This is a genomic window from Duganella sp. Root336D2 (genome assembly GCF_001425005.1).
Lineage (GTDB): Bacteria > Pseudomonadota > Gammaproteobacteria > Burkholderiales > Burkholderiaceae_D > Rugamonas.
Genome location: NZ_LMDB01000001.1, coordinates 657,713 through 673,206 on the forward strand (window position 1 = coordinate 657,713; position 15,494 = coordinate 673,206).

Genomic DNA, 15,494 nt, shown 5'->3' on the forward strand with positions numbered 1-15,494 from the left:
GGGCGGCCTAAATTCACCCATATGGATGAATATAATGCAGACCAGCGGCTCGATAATATGTTCACCGCGATGGCCGACCCGACCCGGCGCGCGATCCTGGCGCGGCTGACCCATGAAAGCGCACGGGTAACGGAGTTGGCGCGCGAGTTTCCCATTTCCCTCAACTCCACCTCGAAACACATCAAGATCCTGGAGCGGGCCGGCCTGGTCATCCGTACCATCCACGGACGCGACCACCTGCTGTCGTTGAACGCTGCGCCGCTGGCCGAAGCGGCACACTGGGTAAGACACTTCGAAAGTTTCTGGGAAGAGCGCCTGGCTGCGCTTGATCACCTGGTCAGCGCTCGCCGCAAGCGGGCGAAGGGGAAGGCACATGGCTGAACATGCAGCGCGGCACCAGGTCTGCGTGCGCCACACGATAGGCGCACCGGCGGCGGAAGTGTTCGATGCCTGGCTGGATGCCAACTTGCTGGCGCAATGGATGAAGACCCGCGCCTTTACGCATGCCACCGCCGAATGCGACGCCCGCGAAGGGGGGGCATTCGAGATCGTGATGCACGCGCCCGATGGCGCAATACATCATAGCGGCCAATACCTCACTATCGACAGGCCGCACAAGCTGGTATTCACCTGGCGCTCACCCGCTACCGGCCAGCGTGATTCGCTTGTCACTGTCGAATTCTTCGGCCACGCCGGCTCCACCGAGGTCGTCGTCACCCATCGCCAGCTCCCAGGCCAGACATATGAATCGCATATCGATGGATGGGGCGATGTGCTGATACTGCTTGCCCAACTGCTCCCACACTGAAGCACGCCTGTCATCCTGGAGGCCGCCATGATCTTGCAAGGCAAACGCTGCATCATCCACGGCGCCGCCGGCGCCATCGGCAGTGCTGTTGCGCGCGCATTTGCGCGCGAAGGCGGCCAAATGTTCCTGGCCGGCCGCACACTGGAGAAACTCGAAGCATTAGCACGGGAATTGCGAGCTGAAGGCGGCAGCGTCCACGCCGCCCGGGTCGACGCGCTCGATCAGGAATCGGTCCGGCTGCACGCCCGTGCCGTCGCCGAACAGGCTGGCGGCATCGACGTCATGCTCAATGCGGTAGGCTTCCCCCATGTCCAGGGCATTCCGTTTGCGGAGTTGTCATACGATGATTTCCAACTGCCAGTGCAAGCCTGCACACGCACCATCTTCCTCACCGCGCAGGCGGCGGCGTTTTATATGGCACCGCGGCAGTCGGGCGTCATATTGACCCTGTCCACGCCGGGTGCACGTCTCTCAGGGGCCGGTTTTCTCGGCAACGGCACGAGCAGCGCGGCGGTCGAAGCCATGTCGCGCATCCTGGCCGGCGAACTGGGGCACCAGGGAATCCGGGTGGTATGCATCCGTTCCGATGCCATCCCGGAGGCCGTTCCCGTTTCCCATGCCAGGGCAGCTTTCGAGGGCATGGCGCGCAAGATGGGCATCAGCGTGGCAGAGTTCCTGCAGGCGCGCGCGGACAGCGCCACCCTGCTCGGGCGCTTGCCCACGCTGGCCCAGATCGGCGCATTCGCGGCTTTCGCGGCATCCGACGGCGCGGGCGCTATGACCGGCGCCATTGCCAATCTTACCTGCGGCTCCTTGCCGGATTAGCCTTCCCGATGAGAGGAGCACCGCTCATGCCAGCGCCCAGTCATGCAACCGGATCCGCTTCCAGCACGAAGGCCGCAGCCTGGAAGTCCCCCTCCAGCATCACCTTGATGCCATGCCCCATCCAATACGCGCCGCTGGCCTTGCCCACCGTTCTGGGCGCAGCAGCGCCGGCGATGCTGCGCAAAGAGTAGAGGGTGCCAGGCTCCAGCCCGCGCAACTGGATGATGTGCTGCGCGCTGCGCATCGTGCTCGAATGCAGGAAGGTGAATAACACCGCCTGCCGCCGGTCCTGCGAAACCGAAAGCGTGGCTGAGCGCTGCGAACCGTTCCCGGGGGACACCAGGCGGTACAGGTTCCCCAACTGCACCGTGGCGCGGATCCGCTTGTATTCCCCGACCATACGGCTGGCCGTCGCGAAATCCCCTTCGCCCCAGTGTTTGAGGTTCGCTCCGATTCCCAGTCCGCCCTGCATCGCCGACAGGAAGCGGTACTCCAGCGAAGTCTCGCGCTTGTTTACGAAGTTCGGCGAATCAGTCACCCATGCCATCATCGCCGCTGGGGCGTAGGCGTGGCTGAAGCCATCCTGGATCACCAGGCGGTCATAGGGGTCCGTATTGTCCGAGGTCCAGACCTGCTCGGTGAGCCGCATGATTCCCAGGTCCACACGCCCGCCGCCGCTGGCGCAGGATTCGACTTCCAGCGTCGGGTGGCGGCGCCGCAATTGGGCCAGCAGCTGGTACAGGTTATCCACGTAGGCCACGTAAAGCTTCTGCTGCTCGTCAGGTGCTACTTGCGGCCAGCCGGGTTCCGACCAGGCCCGGTTATGGTCCCACTTCAGATACGCGATATTGTGGCTGGCGAGCAGCCCATCGAGCACTTTCAGTAAATGCTCGCAGACCTCCTTGCGCGCCAGGTTGAGCACCAGCTGGTTGCGCGCTTCGGAGCGCTGCCGGCCGGGGAAGTTGATGACCCAGTCCGGGTGGGCGCGATACAGCTCGCTGTCCGGATTTACCATCTCCGGCTCAACCCAGAGCCCGAACTGCATACCGAGGTCATTGACGCGTTTGATCAGCGGCGTCAGTCCATTCGGGAACTTCTTGCGGTTGACCACCCAATCGCCCAGGCCTTGCCTGTCGCTATTGCGCTCGCCAAACCAGCCGTCATCAACGACGAAGCGTTCAACGCCGATGCGGGCCGCCTTTTCTGCAAGCGCCATCTGCCCTGCTTCGGTGATGTCAAAGAAAGTCGCTTCCCATGAGTTGTAAAGCACCGGGCGCAAGCGCGGTGTTGGCGCGTGCGGCAGGATCTTCTCGCGCTGGTAGCGATGGAAAACACGCGACGCACCGCCGAAACCTTCATCGGAAAAGCCAGCGTGGAAGACGGGCGATGCCAGGCTCTCGCCATGCTTCAGGCGGTAATTGAAGTCGAATGGATTGTAGCCGGCGCTTGCGTGCACGCCGCCCATTGCATCCATCTCAACGTGGATACGCCAGCTGCCACTCCAACCCAGCGCCGCGAACCATACCGCACCGGATTCCTCGCCGGTCGCGGCATGGCTCACTGCGATCCATGGATTGGCCTGGTGCGAGGTGACGCCCTTGCGGCTCTCCAGCACGAATGCGCCCGGCGACATCGCGCGGGATTGCAGCATGAATTCGCCGGCCCACCTGCCGGACAGGAAGGATAAATGGTAATCATCACTGTAAGGCAGGTTCAGGCAGGCTGCGGCCATCTGGTCTACCTGAAGCCAGTTGCCGGTCCTGTTTTCCACCACGGCGGAGCGAGCCAGGATGCCGGTAGCCTCATCCATCGCGTAAGTCAATGCGACGTGGACTGCCCGTTTCATGTCTTTCAATTGCAGGATAAGGCGATCGCCCTGCTCCTGGTGGCCGGCATAGCGCAGGTCCAGGTCGCGCACGCCGTCCGGAAAGCGTACCTTCAATGCCGGCTCGGTCGTCAAGCCGCCGCCAAAACCGGCATACTCGTAGGGCGAAACGCTCACCGGCATCTCGTTCGACGAATTGCCTTCGGCCAGGACCGCCGCCGGGAGCTTGTCGCTGGCAGCCAGCGCGGCCCCCCAATACAGTGTTTGCACCTGTCCGACCGCATTGACGCCAAAAGCATAGGTCACGCCGCCACCGTCCAGGCGGAATACCTTGCTGGCTTCATCGACCAGCACGCGGGCCGCGGCACCACCGCCGAAGCCCAGGCCTGCGGCCCCGCCCAGCAAGCCCAGAAAGAGCTTGCGCCGGGTTTCATTTGTCGCCGCCATATGCCTCCTCCGCCATGTATTTGCGGCAGAGGATAGCAAGCGGGCATACCGCAAACTCCCAGCTATATCAGGACGGATTAGCTCTTTCTGAATTTGAAATATCACTAGTGGCGAATCTGTGCAAAATTGCACAACGTGAGTGCAACCCTGTCAGTTTCGCACAGTTGGCAAAACATGCACACTCCTCGCATAACAAAACCTGAGGAGACTTTGATGCGTGTGTCGAAAGATAATTTCATGCTGCGACGCTCAGTAGCAGCGGTGATGATGACGCTTCCCGCCATTTATTCCCACCCTGCCCTGGCGCAAAGCGCCGGCGGTGAGAAAGCCGAAGGCGCGATGGACCGGGTTATCGTCACCGCCCGCAAGCGCGAAGAGCTGATCCAGGACGTACCGGGCGCCGTGACCGCATTGTCCGGCGCGCAGCTGGAAAAAAAGGCGCTGCCTGACATTACCGCGCTGACCGACATTGTGCCCAACACCACGCTCAAGGCTTCACGCGGCACCAACACCACCCTCACCGCCTTCATTCGCGGCATCGGCCAGCAAGACCCGGTGGCCGGCTACGAGCAAGGCGTAGGCATCTACCTCGATGACGTCTACCTGGCCCGCCCGCAAGGCGCGCTGACCGACATCTATGACCTGGAGCGTATCGAGGTCCTGCGCGGCCCGCAAGGCACCCTGTACGGACGCAACACCATTGGCGGCGCGGTCAAATACGTGACCCGCAAGCTGTCGCCCAACCCGACCTTTGAAATCAAGGGAGCGCTGGGCAACCACAGCCAGCGCGACCTGGTGCTGAAGGGCAGCACCCCGCTCAGCGATATCCTGCGCGTCGGCGGCACGGTGGGTACCTTCAACCGCGACGGCTTCGGCAAAAACGTGATCAACGGCCGCGAGAACTACAACAAAGACGTCAACGCCGCCCGCATCAGCGCTGAACTGGTACCGAACAGCGACCTGTTTATCCGCCTCGCCGCCGATTACACCAAGGACGATTCAGAGCCGAAGCAAGGCTACCGCCTGCTGAACGGCCCGCCACCGGGCAATGAGGCGCCGCTGGCAGGCGCCTACGACACGCGCGCCAACCTTTATAAAGTGAATGGCCATGAGCAGCAGGTCACCACAAAGGGCGCTTCGCTGACCATCGACTACAGCATCAACGCCGAAACGATGTTCAAATCGGTGACCGCGCACCGCTCGTCCAAGTCGTATGCGCCGATTGATTTCGATTCCCTGAGCGCGCCACTGTGGGAAGCGCCCGCCATCTACAGCGACAAGCAGGACAGCCAGGAATTTCAGCTCACCTATAGCGGCTCCAAATGGCAAGGCGTGGCGGGCCTGTTCTACATGAAAACCAACGCTTTCAACGAATTCGATGTGCTGTACAACGCCGCCGGCGGCCTGTCGCTGCTGACCCGCGACGATATCGACTCCAAAACCTGGGCCGTATATGCCGACGCCAGCTATAGCGTATCGGACACCTTCAGCGTCAGCGCAGGCGGCCGCTGGACCGATGACGAGCGCGAAGCCGCCATTTTCAAGCGCACCTACCTCGGCCTGGCCGGTTCGCCCAACCTGGGCAACCCTGCAGCCGTGGGCCTGGCGCCGAACACGGACCTCGGCAAGGGCGAGTTGCGGCGCAAGGACAAGAAATTCACCCCGAAACTGGGCTTTGGCTGGAAGCTGTCGCCGGAACACAACGTGTACGGCACCTACCAGAGCGGCTTCAAAGGCGGCATGTTCGACCCGCGCATGGACCTGGCGGCAACCGGCGGCCCGAATACCCCGGCCTCGCTGGAGAAGCGCAAGGGTGTGAATCCGGAGGAGGTCGACTCGGTTGAACTGGGCCTGAAATCGTCGCTGAACGGCGGCCGCCTGCAGACCAATGCGGCCGTGTTCTATACCGACTACAAGAATGTGCAGATCCCCGGCTCGATCCCGACTTTCAATGCGCAAGGCCAGGTTAACGGCTTCGCCGGCACCCTGACCAACGCCGGCAAGGCCAAGCTCAAAGGCCTGGAACTGGAAGCGATTGCCCGCGTGACGGATGGTCTGTCGCTCAACGGCATGTTGAGCTACATCGATGCCGAGTACAAGGAATGGATGGTGGCCAGCGGGGCAACGCTGGTCAATGTGGCGAAAAGTGCGGAGTTCCAGAACACGCCGAAAAAGTCGGCCAACGTCGGCGCGACGTATGAATGGCCGGTCAGCCTGTTCGGCCGCGGCGGCACCATGAGCTTCAACAACAGCCTGTCCTACAAGGACAAGGTGTACCAGGCCGAGATTGTCCGCCCGACCGGGATCGCATCGATGGACGCACTGGTAGCGCAAAACCTGATGCTGGCGCAAGGCGGCTTCACCTTGTGGGACGCCGGCCTGGTATGGACGAGTGCCGACCGCCGCCTGCAGATCGGCCTGCACGGCCGCAACCTGACGGATAAGCGCTACAAGGTCGCCGGCTATGCCTTCGGCGGATTCTTCAACACCGTTACAACGTATTACGGCGATCCACGCACCTACAAGCTGACCGCTTCGTACAAGTTCTAACGCGCGTTACGATTGGTGAGAATCCTTTTGCGCTGACAGGAATATGATGGCAGTGAGGAGAGCCAGATGCTGCTCGAGCGCGAAAGGCAATTGCAGGATTTGCAGCGGCTTGCCAGCCGCGTTAGCTCAGGTGCGGGCGGAATGGCCCTGGTGCTGGGTGAAGCCGGCATCGGCAAGTCTTCATTGCTGCAAGCCTTTGCTGCGCCGTTGAAGGGCGAGTTCTTCGTCCTGCAAGGCGCCTGCGAAGACCTGTCCACGCCGCGCGTGCTCGGCCCCTTGCGCGACTTCGCGCCTGCTTTGGGTGCGGACGTGGTGTCCACCATCGATAACGCGGCCAGCCCCGATATCCTGATGCCTATGCTGCTGGGCCACCTGGCCGCCCAACCGCGGCCGGTGCTGGTGATGTGCGAGGATTTGCATTGGGCCGACCAGGCTACGCTGGACTTGCTCAAATACCTGGCCCGCCGCATCGCCGACCAGCACATCATGCTGTTGGCCAGCGCCCGCAATGACGAGCTGCCGCCCGACCACGCCTTCTGGCGCTGGGCCGGCGACCTGCCGCCAGCCAGCACCCAACGCCTCGACTTGCCGCCTTTGTCGCCCGACGCTGTCGCCACGCTGGCGCGCGACACCGATTGCGATCCCTGCGAGTTATACCGCGTCACCGGCGGCAACCCCTTCTTCCTCTCCGAACTGCTGACCGACTGCAGCCGTGATCCCGGCCATTTGCCTGCCTCGGTACGCGACGCCGTCTGGGCACGCACATCCCGTCTGGAGGCTGAGGTGCGCACCGTGCTGGAACTGGTCAGCGTCAGTCCCGTGGCCCTGGAGGAGCGCCTGCTGGAAACCTTGCTGGGCGACGATGGACACGACGTGATCGACGCCAGCGTCGATAGCGGCTTGCTGCAGCGCGCCAGTCCCGGCCTGTTGTCGTTCCGCCACGAACTGGCGCGCCAGGCGGTGTTGAGCGGCCTGCGTCCCGGCGCCACGCGCGCCCTGCACAAGCGCTTGTGCAAGGCCTTGACCGAACAGGCGCCGGCCCATGCGCGCATTGAACTGGCACGGCTGGTGCATCATGCGACCGGGGCCCAGGATGCGCACATGGTGCTGCAACTGGCGCCGCGTGCAGCCCGCCAGGCGGCACGGCTGGGCGCACATCGCCAGGCAGCGGCCCACCTGGCCAGCGCCCTGCAATTCGTCGACGCGGTAGGCTGGACCGGCGAAGCTGCCCAGCTTTACGAAGACTGGGCCTACGAAGCGGGCCTGCTGCGCATCGACGAGCGCCTGATTGAAGCACGGCAGAAAGCCATCGCCCTGTGGCAAAGCGTGGAGCGCCCGGACAAGGTCGGCTTGAACCTGCGCTGGCTGGCGCGCACCCACTGGTACCGCGGCGAAGCGAAAGAAGCCGAGCGCTATGGACTGGAGGCGATCCGCACGCTCGAGCAACTGCCAAACAGCAAAGAGCTGGCCATGGCCTACAGCATGCGTTCCCAGCACCAGCTGTTGCAGGACCATCCCGCATCGGCCATCGAGTGGGGCCGGCTGGCGCTGGAACTCGCGACGGCGCTCGATGACCATGACACCCGCGTCCATGCGCTGACCAATATCGGCAGCGCAAAACTGTTCCTGGGCGACGACAGCGGCCAGCAAGACCTGGCCGAGGGACTGCAATGCGCCCTGGAGCAGCACCTGCACGAACACGCGGCCCGCATTTACAGCAACTGGGTTGAATTTTCTGTCGTATTCAAGCAGTTTGCACTGGCCGAACGCCTGCTGGCCGAAGGATTGGCCTATCACTGCGAGCATGAGCTGGACGCCTGGGTGCATTACCTGACGGGCTGGCAGGCGCAACTCCACCTCGACAAGGGCGAATTTGCCCAAGCCGCCGCGCTGGCACGGCAGGTGCTCGCCCTGCCCGACCTGAGCCTCGTGATGCGGCTGCCGGCATTGACGGTACTCGGGCGTACCCTGTCGCGCCAGGGCGGGCAGGATGCCGTGCGCTGCCTGCAGGAAGCACTGCAATGGGCGCGCGCCACGGGCGAATCGCAACGCTTGCTGCCGGTGCTGCTGGCCCTCACCGAAGCGGCCTGGCAAGTGCAGGACCTGGAGAGCTGCCGCCGCTGGCTGGGCGAAATCGGGCAATTCGACCTGTCCGGCGTCAACGCATGGGACCTGGCGGAAGTCGGTGCCTGGCGGCGCCGGGTGGCCGTGGCAGCCCGGCCAGATGGCGAACAGGCTGCAGCAGCCCCGCCGCCGCGCGCCGCGGAGGCAGCCGGCAACGGCCAGGCCGCGTGCGACAACTGGCTGGCACTGGGACTGCCGTTCGAGGCGGCGCTTGCCCTGCTTGACCTGCCTGGCGATGCTGCCGCGCAGGCCATGCCCAAGGCCGTCGCGCTGCTGGAACAGATCGGCGCCGCGCCGGCAGCTGCGCTGGCGCGGCAGCGCGCCCGCGCCTGCGGCGCGCAAGCGCAGTTGCCCAAGTCGCGGCGCGGCCCGTATGCGGCGGCACGCGAACACCCGAGCGGCCTGACGCGCCGCGAAGCCCAGGTGCTGGAGCTGCTGCTCGATGGCCTCAGCAACCTCGAGATCGCCCAGCGCCTGTGCCGCTCCGAACGCACCGTCGAACACCACGTTTCAACCCTGCTTGGCAAACTGGGCGCCACCACGCGCCTTGACCTGCTGCGCCGCTCGCCAGCCCCACTACATAAAATTTAGGTGCTGGCGCCCCGGAATCTGGGTGCCAGTACCAATTCGCCGCGCCGTCCCTGCGCCTAAAGTGACTTCCATGGAAAGCACGGGGCGCGGTCCATAGCCTGGTCCGAAGGGCCCGCCCCTCTTCAATACCGGACCGACTGGAGAACGTCATGGAAGAGCTGCGCCACATCAATTCCAAGAAAAACCATATCAAAATCGTCGTCAGCGAAGGCAAGGTCACACTGGAAGAACTGCATAAGGCACTCGATATCGCCGTTGCCCAGATGGTGCCCAAGGGCGGTTGCAACTGCGGCCTGACGGGTTTCGACCTGACCTTCCTGCGCGGCGACCCGTCGATCGGCCGCGTGCTGCGCGAGGTGCCGCACATCGAAGGCGCGGTGCTGGAAAATGAATTCCGCGGCTGAACTGCTTTCGCCTGCCCCACGCCCTGCCTTGGGCGTGGGCGTCAGCTACGAGGGGCGCGATCCGGCCTTGCTCGAGATGATGCTGCCGCACGTCGACATCATCGAAGTGACGCCGGAAACCATGTCGGTGGCCGACGGCGACAGGATTTCGCTGGACCAGGGCATCCTGGCGGAACTCAAAAATATCGACCGCGAGAAAACCATCGTGGTGCATGGGGTCAGCCTGTCCATCGGCTCGCATGACGGCTGGTCGCCGACCTACCTTCATTTACTGGATGAACTGATGGACCAGGTGCGGGTGCGCTGGCACAGCGAACACCTTGGCTACACGCGGGTCGACGGCGAACACCTCGGCATCATGCTGGCCATGCCGCGCACCGAGCAGGCCGCGGAGCTGGTGGCGCAAAGGGCCTGGTGCCTGCAGCAACGCTACGGCCTGCCCTTCCTGCTGGAGAACATCGTGCACGTGGTTCCCGACTGCCCTGCCGACTACAGCGATGCCGGCTTCCTGAACGCGGTTGCACGCGACAGCGGCTGTGGGCTGATCCTGGACGTGTACAACCTGGAATGCGATGAACATAACCACGCGCTCGATATCCACGCCTTCCTCGCGGAACTCGATGGCCGCCATGTGAAAGAGCTGCATGTCGCCTGCGGCGTGCAGCATAACGGCCTGATGCTGGACGTGCATTCGCGCCTGCCGCGCCCCTGCACCATGGACCTGGCGCAGCAGGTACTGCGCGAAGTGGCGACCGAGGCGGAGGTGATCGTGTACGAATTCATGCCGGAAGCCGTGCCCGGCCTGGGCAATGCGGCTATCGCAAACACCCTGCAGCATATGCGGCAACGAGAATGGAGGTAGACATGGACCTGGCCAGCCACCAGCGCATCCTGCTTGGCCTGATGCGCGCCACTTACCAGCCCGGCGCCGCCGACGCGCCCTATTACCACCGCATTGCAGGGTCACCGGACTTGCAGGAAGCGCGCGGCAACGTGCTCTTATGGCGCATCTATGTGCTGGAGCGCACTTGCGTGCTGACAGTCGAATTGCTGCGCCAGGCCGATTTGCTGGAAGACGCGCTGCAAGCTTTCATCCGGCAGGAAAACATTTCGCCGTTCCGCGAATACCAGCCGCTGGCCTTCCTCGATTTCCTGGCCGGCCACGAAGACCCGCTGGTGGTGTCGGTATCCCGGTTCGAACTGGCCCTGATGAAGGTGCGCGAAGGAGATCCTTGCCGCTACATGGTGGACTGGAGCTACGACCCCGCACCGATCCTGCAAGCGCTGGCGCAGCGGGAGGCGCTGCCGGATCGGGCCGAGCCCGACCTGCACCGGACCGAGATCTCGGGCGAACTGCCTTACTTGTTCGAGATGAAAAGGCTGGCGCGCGATTCGGCGAACGAGCGAAGCAAATTCCACACGGCCCTGACGCGCGGCAGCCTGTACAAGTCGACCGGCGCCACCAGCCAGTAAGCGCGCTCCACGAACACTTCGTCCTGCAGCACCGGCACCAGGCGGCCATCGGTCGCCATATACGGCGGCGCCATCATCAGGCCCAGGCCGGCGGCGGCGGCTTCGGCCTGCGCCAGCATGCCGGTGCAGCACAGGCGGCGGCGCGGATTCACGCCCAGTTCATCGAGGAAGTTCAGCTCGTTGCTGGCCAGCCGGTCCTGCACGTAGTCGACAAAGTCGTGCCCTGCCAGGTCGCTGCGCTTCAGGATCGGCGCGTGGCGCGCCAGGTAGTCGGGCGAACCGTACACATAGAGGCGGAAGGACGCCAGGCGCGTCACCATATAGCGCCCGGTGTTGGGCGCATCGAGCGTCACGCCAAGATCGGCCTCGCGGCTGGCCAGGTTGGCGAAGCGCGGCTGCACCAGCAGATCGACCGACAGCTCAGGATAGTCCTGCAGGAACTGCGCCAGCAGCGGCGTGATGAAGCGTACGCCCAGGGCTTCCGGCACGCCCAGGCGCACCACGCCGCGAATCGCGACTTCGGTGCCGGACAACTGGCCTTGCGCGGCCAGCACCGCGCTTTCCATCGCCTCCGCATGCGGCAGCACCGCATGCCCCATCTCCGTCAGTTCATAGCCTTCGCGCGAGCGGTCGAACAGCGTGGTGCCCAACTGCTGTTCCAGGCGGTCGATGCGGCGCGAGACGGTGGTGTGCTCCACCTCCAGCCGGCGCGACGCCCCGGACAGGGTGCCGGAGCGCGCCAGCTCCAGGAAGAAGCGCAGGTCAGTCCATTCGGGCAGTGTTTTCATGCGGCCTATTGTGCATCATTTTCCCGCCCCGCAGTGCCGCTGTGCAAAATTGCACACACAGTGGGCGCCGCCTCCGGTTCCCGCCTTGATGCATTTCTTGCACACTGCACGCTCCTGCAACGCTGCCCACGAGGACTATGTATTCCGAGATCAGCTACACCAGCGAAGACGGCCTGCGCCTGTATGCGCGCGACTACCCGGCCGCCAGCGGCCCTGCGCGCCTGCCCGTGATCTGCATCCACGGCCTGACGCGCAATTCCGCCGACTTCGAAGACGTCGCGCCGTGGATCGCGGCCCAGGGCCGGCGCGTGATCGCCGTCGACGTGCGCGGCCGGGGCAATTCCGAATACGATTCGCAGCCGGACCGCTACACGCCCGTGGTCTACGCCAACGACGTGGTCAAGCTGGCGCGCGACCTGGGCATCGAGCGCGCCGTATTCATCGGCACCTCGATGGGAGGCTTGATTACCATGACCCTGGCCTTGCGCAAATCGACCCTGATCGCAGCTGCGGTCCTGAACGACGTAGGCCCCACGCTGTCCGAACGCGGCCTGTCGCGCATCCGGGGCTATACCGGCAAGGACGAACAGTTTACCGGCTGGCGGCAGGCGGCCGATTACATCAGCGGCATCAACGCGGTCGCCTTCCCCCACAATACCGCCCAGGAATGGGAGCGCTGGGCGCGCCGCGCCTTCCGCGAAGAGCGCGATGGCACGCTGGCCATGCGCTACGACCCGAATATCGCCGTGCCTATCCGCGCCAACAAACTGCGCTCCACGTCGATGGCTGCGCACTTCGCTTTCCGCCGGCTGGCGCGACGCCGCCCGACCATGCTGATTCGCGGCGCGCTGTCGGACCTGATCGAACCGGCGCAGGCCAATGCGATGCGCGCAGCAGCCCCGCGCATGCTGTATGCTGAGGTGCCCGGCGTCGGCCACGCGCCGATGCTGTCCGAGCCCGCTGCGCAAGAAGCGCTGCGCAACTTCCTCGCCAGTGTGGACTGATTGATGAAAAAACTGATTTCCCTGGCGCTCGCCCTGGCGCCGCTCGCGGCCACAGGACAGGAACTCAAAGTCGCACTCATCGCCGGGAAAACCGGCATCCTCGAGCCATACGCCAAGGAAACCGAGGCCGGCTTCATGATGGGCCTTGAGTACCTGACCAACGGCAGGATGGAGATCAACGGGCGCAAACTGAAAGTCCTGGTCAAGGACGACCAGAGCAAGCCGGACCAGGGCCGCACCCTGCTGGCCGAGGCCTATGGCGACGACAAGGTCGATATAGCTGTCGGCACCAGCTCCTCCGGCTCGGCCATCGCCATGCTGCCCATCGCGGCGGAGTACAAGAAGATCCTGATCGTGGAACCTGCAGTGGCCGACGCGATCACCGGCGCAAAATGGAACAAATACATCTTCCGCACCGCCCGCAATTCCATGCAGGACGGCCTGGCCGCGGCCTCCACGTTCAAGCAAGGCAGCGTCGCCTTCCTGGCGCAGGACTATGCTTTCGGCAAGGATGCCGTGGCGGCCGCGCGTGAAGCGCTCCAGCTGACCGGATCCAAAGCCAACATCGTGCACGAGGAATTCGCGCCGCAGAATGCGACCGATTTCACCGCTTCGGCGCAGCGCCTGTTCGACAAGCTGAAGGATGCGCCGCCGCCGCGCGTGCTGCAGATCATCTGGGCCGGTCCCAACCCGATGAACAAGATCGCCGACATGAAGCCGGAGCGCTACGGCATCACACTGGCGCCGGGCGGCAATATCCTGCCGGTGCTGAAGACCTGGAAGTCGTTCGGCGGCACCGAAGGCACGATCTATTACTACTACGACTTTCCGAAAAATAAAATGAACGACTGGTTCGTGGCCGAACACCGGAAACGCTACGGGAAACCGCCGGATATGTTCACGGCAGGCGGCTTCACGGCAGCCAGCGCGGTCTACACCGCCCTTGCCAAGACCGGCGGCGGCGATACGCAGAAGATGATCGCCGCCATGGAGGGCATGGAGTTCGACACCCCCAAGGGGAAAATGAGCTTCCGCAAGGACGACCACCAGGCCATGCAGCCGATGTACCACTTCCGCATCAGGAAGGACCAGAAGACCGAATGGGACTTGCTGGAACTGGTGCGCGAGATTCCGGCCTCCGAGTTGCCGGTCCCAATCAAGAACAAGCGGCGTTGACCTGATGACTCCATTGCTGTCCACACGCGGGCTGACTATCCGCTTCGGCGGCCACACGGCCGTTGACAACGTCAGCGCCGATTTCCATGCGGGCCAGTTGACGGTGATCGTCGGCCCGAACGGCGCCGGCAAGACGACTTATTTCAACCTGATGTCGGGGCAGTTGCCGGCCACCAGCGGCCGGGTGCTGCTGCGCGGCGAAGATATCACGCGCAGCGGCCCGGCGTCCCGGACCCGCAAAGGCATCGGCCGCGCCTTCCAGCTCACCAACCTGTTCCCTCATCTTTGCGTCCACGAGAACGTACGATTGGCGGTACAGGCGCGCGCCAACGCCGGCATGAAGCTGTGGTCGATCTGGTCCAGCCACAAGGAGCTGATCGAGCGCTCCGACCATTACCTGGCACGCGTGTCGCTCGCTGCGCGGCGCGATACGCCGGTGGCGGCGCTGTCGCACGGCGACAAGCGCAAGCTGGAAGTGGCCATCATGCTCGCCCTGGAGCCGGAAGTGATGATGTTCGACGAACCGACCGCCGGCATGAGCGTGGACGAAGTGCCGGTGGTGCTGGACCTGATCCACCAGGTGAAGGCGGAGCGCAACAAGGCTGTGCTGCTGGTCGAGCACAAGATGGACGTAGTGCGCGCGCTGGCCGACCGCATCATCGTACTGCACAACGGCGCCCTGGTGGCCGATGGCGAACCGGCCACGGTCATGTCCTCGGCCATCGTGCAGGAAGCTTACCTGGGAACCGCTAGCCATGACTGACGCCCTGCTCAAACTATCCGGCGTGCACACGCACATCGGCGAATACCACATCCTGCAAGGCGTCGACCTGGCCGTGCCGCGCGGTGGGCTGGCAGTCCTGCTGGGCCGCAATGGAGCCGGCAAGACCACCACGCTGCGTACCATCATGGGCCTGTGGCAGGCCAGCGCCGGCAAAGTCGAATTCCATGGCCGCGACATCAGCAAGCTGCGCACGCCCGACATCGCGCAGGCCGGCATCGCCTACGTACCGGAATCGATGGCCGTGTTCAGCGAGCTGACAGTACGCGAAAACCTCTACCTTGCTGCGCGCAGCGGCCCAATGGATACCGCGCGCCTGGAATGGATTTTTTCGTTCTTCCCCGCACTGAAGAAGTTCTGGAATTACCCGGCCGGCAACCTGTCCGGCGGCCAGAAGCAGATGGTGGCCATCGCGCGCGCCATTATCGAACCGCGCGAACTGCTGCTGATCGACGAGCCGACCAAGGGCCTGGCCCCCGCCATCATACAAAGCCTGGCCGATGCGATGCGTCAGCTCAAGGGCCAGGCCACGGTGCTGCTGGTCGAACAGAATTTCAACTTTGTACGCCAGCTCGGCGACACCGTGGCCGTGATGGACGACGGCCGCATCGTCCACAGCGGTTCCATGGCCGAACTGGCTGCCGACCGCGCCCTGCAAGAGCGCTTGCTCGGCCTGGCCCTCGATTCACACCAATAAG

Annotated in this window: 14 protein-coding genes; 12 read left to right on the forward strand and 2 right to left on the reverse strand. The window is 64.1% G+C overall.

All coding sequences use genetic code 11. The features are described from left to right. Window positions 1–21 precede the first annotated feature (21 nt). From ASD07_RS02650 to ASD07_RS02660, 3 genes are read left to right on the forward strand one after another with little or no spacing between them, the layout of a single operon-like run. On the forward strand, window positions 22–381 hold the full coding sequence (locus tag ASD07_RS02650; protein ID WP_055924731.1) for a helix-turn-helix transcriptional regulator: 360 nt from the start codon (window positions 22–24) through the stop codon (window positions 379–381). Continuing rightward, window positions 374–808, forward strand: coding sequence for an SRPBCC domain-containing protein (locus tag ASD07_RS02655; protein WP_055924734.1), 435 nt, complete (start codon window positions 374–376; stop codon window positions 806–808). The genes ASD07_RS02650 and ASD07_RS02655 overlap by 8 nt, the downstream gene beginning before the upstream one ends. A gap of 27 nt (window positions 809–835) precedes the next feature. Further along, on the forward strand, window positions 836–1,633 hold the full coding sequence (locus tag ASD07_RS02660) for an SDR family NAD(P)-dependent oxidoreductase (RefSeq protein WP_055924737.1): 798 nt from the start codon (window positions 836–838) through the stop codon (window positions 1,631–1,633). Between the two features lie 40 nt (window positions 1,634–1,673). Here the strand turns inward: ASD07_RS02660 and ASD07_RS02665 are convergent, their stop codons facing one another. Beyond that, on the reverse strand, window positions 1,674–3,905 hold the full coding sequence (locus tag ASD07_RS02665; RefSeq protein WP_055924739.1) for an alpha-galactosidase: 2,232 nt from the start codon (window positions 3,903–3,905) through the stop codon (window positions 1,674–1,676). 213 nt (window positions 3,906–4,118) lie between these two features. Between ASD07_RS02665 and ASD07_RS02670 the strand changes: the two genes are divergently transcribed. The 5 genes from ASD07_RS02670 (at window position 4,119) to ASD07_RS30615 (ending at window position 11,047) form a co-directional block, all read left to right on the forward strand. Continuing rightward, window positions 4,119–6,455 (forward strand): TonB-dependent receptor, encoded by a 2,337-nt coding sequence (locus ASD07_RS02670; RefSeq protein ID WP_055924742.1) that lies wholly within the window; start codon window positions 4,119–4,121, stop codon window positions 6,453–6,455. Between the two features lie 66 nt (window positions 6,456–6,521). Further along, window positions 6,522–9,170: an AAA family ATPase gene (locus ASD07_RS02675; RefSeq protein WP_055924745.1), complete on the forward strand. Its 2,649-nt coding sequence runs from the start codon at window positions 6,522–6,524 to the stop codon at window positions 9,168–9,170. 149 nt (window positions 9,171–9,319) lie between these two features. Further along, the gene (locus ASD07_RS02680) at window positions 9,320–9,574 is read left to right on the forward strand and encodes a hypothetical protein (protein ID WP_055924748.1); all 255 of its coding nucleotides are present in this window, start codon (window positions 9,320–9,322) and stop codon (window positions 9,572–9,574) included. Beyond that, on the forward strand, window positions 9,558–10,436 hold the full coding sequence (locus ASD07_RS02685) for a DUF692 family multinuclear iron-containing protein (protein WP_055924751.1): 879 nt from the start codon (window positions 9,558–9,560) through the stop codon (window positions 10,434–10,436). The genes ASD07_RS02680 and ASD07_RS02685 overlap by 17 nt, the downstream gene beginning before the upstream one ends. 2 nt (window positions 10,437–10,438) lie before the next feature. Then, the gene (locus ASD07_RS30615) at window positions 10,439–11,047 is read left to right on the forward strand and encodes a hypothetical protein (RefSeq protein ID WP_156397822.1); all 609 of its coding nucleotides are present in this window, start codon (window positions 10,439–10,441) and stop codon (window positions 11,045–11,047) included. Here the strand turns inward: ASD07_RS30615 and ASD07_RS02690 are convergent. After that, on the reverse strand, window positions 10,933–11,835 hold the full coding sequence (locus ASD07_RS02690) for a LysR family transcriptional regulator (protein ID WP_055924754.1): 903 nt from the start codon (window positions 11,833–11,835) through the stop codon (window positions 10,933–10,935). The two genes, ASD07_RS30615 and ASD07_RS02690, sit on opposite strands and share 115 nt — an antisense overlap. A 137-nt stretch (window positions 11,836–11,972) precedes the next feature. On the opposite strand from ASD07_RS02690, the gene ASD07_RS02695 reads away from it, so the two are divergent. The 4 genes from ASD07_RS02695 to ASD07_RS02710 are packed head-to-tail and all read left to right on the forward strand — an operon-like array spanning window position 11,973 to window position 15,493. After that, a complete protein-coding gene (locus ASD07_RS02695) occupies window positions 11,973–12,839 on the forward strand; it encodes an alpha/beta fold hydrolase (protein ID WP_055924757.1) in 867 nt (288 codons plus the stop codon). 3 nt (window positions 12,840–12,842) lie between these two features. Beyond that, the gene (locus ASD07_RS02700; protein ID WP_055924761.1) at window positions 12,843–14,015 is read left to right on the forward strand and encodes a substrate-binding domain-containing protein; all 1,173 of its coding nucleotides are present in this window, start codon (window positions 12,843–12,845) and stop codon (window positions 14,013–14,015) included. 13 nt (window positions 14,016–14,028) lie between these two features. Further along, window positions 14,029–14,778 (forward strand): ABC transporter ATP-binding protein, encoded by a 750-nt coding sequence (locus tag ASD07_RS02705; RefSeq protein WP_229207048.1) that lies wholly within the window; start codon window positions 14,029–14,031, stop codon window positions 14,776–14,778. Continuing rightward, window positions 14,771–15,493, forward strand: a complete 723-nt coding sequence (locus tag ASD07_RS02710; RefSeq protein WP_055924767.1) for an ABC transporter ATP-binding protein — start codon at window positions 14,771–14,773, stop codon at window positions 15,491–15,493. The genes ASD07_RS02705 and ASD07_RS02710 overlap by 8 nt, the downstream gene beginning before the upstream one ends. The last annotated feature ends 1 nt before the right edge of the window (window position 15,494 follow it).